This window comes from Aeromonas sp. MaB10011B, from assembly GCF_017939325.1.
Taxonomy (GTDB): Bacteria; Pseudomonadota; Gammaproteobacteria; order Enterobacterales; family Aeromonadaceae; genus Aeromonas; species Aeromonas caviae.
This window is the reverse complement of record NZ_JAGKRK010000027.1, coordinates 1-3,834: the sequence shown is the minus strand read 5'-3', so window position 1 is coordinate 3,834 and position 3,834 is coordinate 1. Positions and strand designations below refer to the sequence as shown.

General features: G+C 59.8%; 4 protein-coding genes. All 4 read left to right on the top strand.

Annotated features, from left to right (window positions below):
- On the top strand, nucleotides 1–826 hold an 826-nt coding region (locus J9893_RS21635; RefSeq protein ID WP_238595026.1), incomplete at its 5' end, for a DUF3363 domain-containing protein.
- 216 nt (nucleotides 827–1,042) lie between these two features.
- A complete protein-coding gene (floR, locus tag J9893_RS09455) occupies nucleotides 1,043–2,257 on the top strand; it encodes a chloramphenicol/florfenicol efflux MFS transporter FloR (RefSeq protein WP_000214119.1) in 1,215 nt (404 codons plus the stop codon).
- A 27-nt stretch (nucleotides 2,258–2,284) separates the two neighbouring features.
- A complete protein-coding gene (locus J9893_RS09450; RefSeq protein WP_001255015.1) occupies nucleotides 2,285–2,590 on the top strand; it encodes a LysR family transcriptional regulator in 306 nt (101 codons plus the stop codon).
- Between the two features lie 111 nt (nucleotides 2,591–2,701).
- Nucleotides 2,702–3,834: IS91-like element ISVsa3 family transposase (locus J9893_RS09445; protein WP_210600608.1), on the top strand; the 1,133-nt coding region annotated here is incomplete at its 3' end.

The window sequence follows — 3,834 nt, the reverse complement described above, 5'->3', positions numbered from 1 at the left end:
GCTAGTGGGAAAGAGGAGGGTAAATTTTCAGCGTTGCTGGCTCCCCGTCAGCCGGATTGGGTTGCATCGCAGGGGTGTCGAAAGAGTCAACTGCGGTCCAAAGCTGTTGGACTTGGGTGAAAAGGGCGTTTATTCTTCCTATACGTGCCGCGTTCCAGGCGGCGACTATGAGGGCTATGTCGATGCCCATGTGCGCCGGCTGGAGGCGCTACGCCGGGCCGGTATCGTCGAGCGGATCGACGCCGACCAATGGCGCATCCCCGATGATCTGGTCAGCCGTGCCGCCGCCCATGACGCCGGCCGAGACAGTCAGGCCAGCGTTCGCGTCCTTTCCCCGGTCGATCTGAACAAACAGATCGGATCGGACGGCGCGACCTGGCTGGACCGGCGGCTGATCCACGGCGAGACGGCCGACCTTGCGCCAACCGGCTTCGGGCAACAAGTCCGCGAAGCCATGGACCAGCGCCGCGAGCACCATATCGAACAGGGCGACGCCACCCGCAGCCGGGACAGCCGCGTCTTCTACCGGCGCAACCTTCTCGCCATCCTGCGGGAGCGCGAGGTAGCCGGCGTCGGATCGGATATGGCTTTGAGTAAGGGCCTGCCGTTCCGCGCCGCCACGGACGGCGAGAGCGTCAGCGGCAAGTTTACCGGAACCGTGCATCTATCGAGCGGCAAGTTCGCCGTGGTCGAGAAATCCCATGAGTTCACCCTTGTCCCGTGGCGGCCGATCATCGACCGCCAACTCGGCCGCGAGGTTATGGGCATCGTGCAGGGCGGGTCGGTGTCGTGGCAGTTAGGGCGGCAGAGGGGGCTGGAACGCTGAGTGCGCCCATGCCGCATTGCGAAGCAAAAGATAATCGGATAAAATGTAGCAATTCATATTCGTAAGCGTGGAGTAATCAGATGGGAAATTCCAAGTCAGCAGACAAGTAAGCCGCAACAACCAGTATTGTTGTTGCGGCGCTCTGTAAGGCTAGTCTCATCTGATTGCTGACGAGCAGACGTCGCCCGGTATTCCTTAATCGAGGGTTGATTCGTCATGACCACCACACGCCCCGCGTGGGCCTATACGCTGCCGGCAGCACTGCTGCTGATGGCTCCTTTCGACATCCTCGCTTCACTGGCGATGGATATTTATCTCCCTGTCGTTCCAGCGATGCCCGGCATCCTGAACACGACGCCCGCTATGATCCAACTCACGTTGAGCCTCTATATGGTGATGCTCGGCGTGGGCCAGGTGATTTTTGGTCCGCTCTCAGACAGAATCGGGCGACGGCCAATTCTACTTGCGGGCGCAACGGCTTTCGTCATTGCGTCTCTGGGAGCAGCTTGGTCTTCAACTGCACCGGCCTTTGTCGCTTTCCGTCTACTTCAAGCAGTGGGCGCGTCGGCCATGCTGGTGGCGACGTTCGCGACGGTTCGCGACGTTTATGCCAACCGTCCTGAGGGTGTCGTCATCTACGGCCTTTTCAGTTCGATGCTGGCGTTCGTGCCTGCGCTCGGCCCTATCGCCGGAGCATTGATCGGCGAGTTCTTGGGATGGCAGGCGATATTCATTACTTTGGCTATACTGGCGATGCTCGCACTCCTAAATGCGGGTTTCAGGTGGCACGAAACCCGCCCTCTGGATCAAGTCAAGACGCGCCGATCTGTCTTGCCGATCTTCGCGAGTCCGGCTTTTTGGGTTTACACTGTCGGCTTTAGCGCCGGTATGGGCACCTTCTTCGTCTTCTTCTCGACGGCTCCCCGTGTGCTCATAGGCCAAGCGGAATATTCCGAGATCGGATTCAGCTTTGCCTTCGCCACTGTCGCGCTTGTAATGATCGTGACAACCCGTTTCGCGAAGTCCTTTGTCGCCAGATGGGGCATCGCAGGATGCGTGGCGCGTGGGATGGCGTTGCTTGTTTGCGGAGCGGTCCTGTTGGGGATCGGCGAACTTTACGGCTCGCCGTCATTCCTCACCTTCATCCTACCGATGTGGGTTGTCGCGGTCGGTATTGTCTTCACGGTGTCCGTTACCGCGAACGGCGCTTTGGCAGAGTTCGACGACATCGCGGGATCAGCGGTCGCGTTCTACTTCTGCGTTCAAAGCCTGATAGTCAGCATTGTCGGGACATTGGCGGTGGCACTTTTAAACGGTGACACAGCGTGGCCCGTGATCTGTTACGCCACGGCGATGGCGGTACTGGTTTCGTTGGGGCTGGTGCTCCTTCGGCTCCGTGGGGCTGCCACCGAGAAGTCGCCAGTCGTCTAACCGACGACTGGTAGCAGGCCCGCTCCGATGCGGCGCACTAACCATCGAAACCTCGTGAATGTCGGTATCCTGTCTGGCAGGATACCGCTCATTTCCCTTGTTCAGTTCATCGCCGTCGCCGAGCATCTGAATTTTCGGCATGCGGCCAAGGCACTTGGTATCAGCCAGTCGAGCGTCAGCGCGCGTGTGAAAGCGCTGGAGGATAACCTTGGTGTCCTGCTATTTGAGCGCCATGCGCGGGGCGTTCGGCTAACAGACGCAGGCAGGCACTTCATGGAGCGTGTCACGGCGGGTGTCGATCAACTCGATCACGCAGTGAAGACCGCGGAGTGACGGGCACTGGCTGGCAATGTCTAGCAACGGCAGGCATTTCGGCTGAGGGTAAAAGAACTTTCCGCTAAGCGATAGACTGTATGTAAACACAGTATTGCAAGGACGCGGAACATGCCTCATGTGGCGGCCAGGACGGCCAGCCGGGATCGGGATACTGGTCGTTACCAGAGCCACCGACCCGAGCAAACCCTTCTCTATCAGATCGTTGACGAGTATTACCCGGCATTCGCTGCGCTTATGGCAGAGCAGGGAAAGGAATTGCCGGGCTATGTGCAACGGGAATTTGAAGAATTTCTCCAATGCGGGCGGCTGGAGCATGGCTTTCTACGGGTTCGCTGCGAGTCTTGCCACGCCGAGCACCTGGTCGCTTTCAGCTGTAAGCGTCGCGGTTTCTGCCCGAGCTGTGGGGCGCGGCGGATGGCCGAAAGTGCCGCCTTGCTGGTTGATGAAGTACTGCCTGAACAACCCATGCGTCAGTGGGTGTTGAGCTTCCCGTTTCAGCTGCGTTTCCTGTTTGCCAGCCGGCCCGAGATCATGGGGTGGGTGCTGGGCATCGTTTACCGCGTCATTGCCACGCACCTGGTCAAGAAAGCGGGCCATACCCACCAAGTGGCCAAGACGGGCGCGGTCACCCTGATCCAGCGTTTTGGATCGGCGCTCAATCTGAATGTTCACTTCCACATGCTGTTTCTCGACGGTGTGTATGTCGAGCAATCCCACGGCTCAGCGCGTTTCCGCTGGGTCAAGGCGCCGACCAGCCCAGAGCTCACCCAGCTGACGCACACCATCGCCCACCGGGTGGGTCGCTATCTGGAACGGCAAGGCCTGCTGGAACGGGATGTCGAAAACAGCTATCTGGCCTCGGATGCGGTGGATGACGACCCGATGACACCCCTGCTGGGGCACTCGATCACTTACCGTATCGCTGTCGGTTCACAGGCGGGGCGAAAGGTGTTCACTTTGCAAACTCTGCCGACCAGTGGTGATCCGTTCGGTGACGGGATTGGCAAGGTAGCCGGGTCCAGCCTGCACGCCGGCGTGGCGGCCAGGGCCGATGAACGCAAGAAGCTCGAACGGCTGTGCCGGTACATCAGCCGCCCGGCGGTATCCGAGAAGCGGCTGTCGTTAACACGAGGCGGCAACGTGCGCTACCAGCTCAAGACGCCGTACCGGGACGGCACCACGCACGTCATTTTCGAACCATTGGATTTCATTGCAAGGCTGGCCGCCCTGGTACCGAAGCC

Coding starts and splice junctions, on each gene's coding strand:
- floR (WP_000214119.1), top strand. CDS start 1,043: ATGACCACCACACGCCCCGCGTGGGCCTATACGCTGCCGGCAGCACTG.
- J9893_RS09450 (WP_001255015.1), top strand. CDS start 2,285: ATGCGGCGCACTAACCATCGAAACCTCGTGAATGTCGGTATCCTGTCT.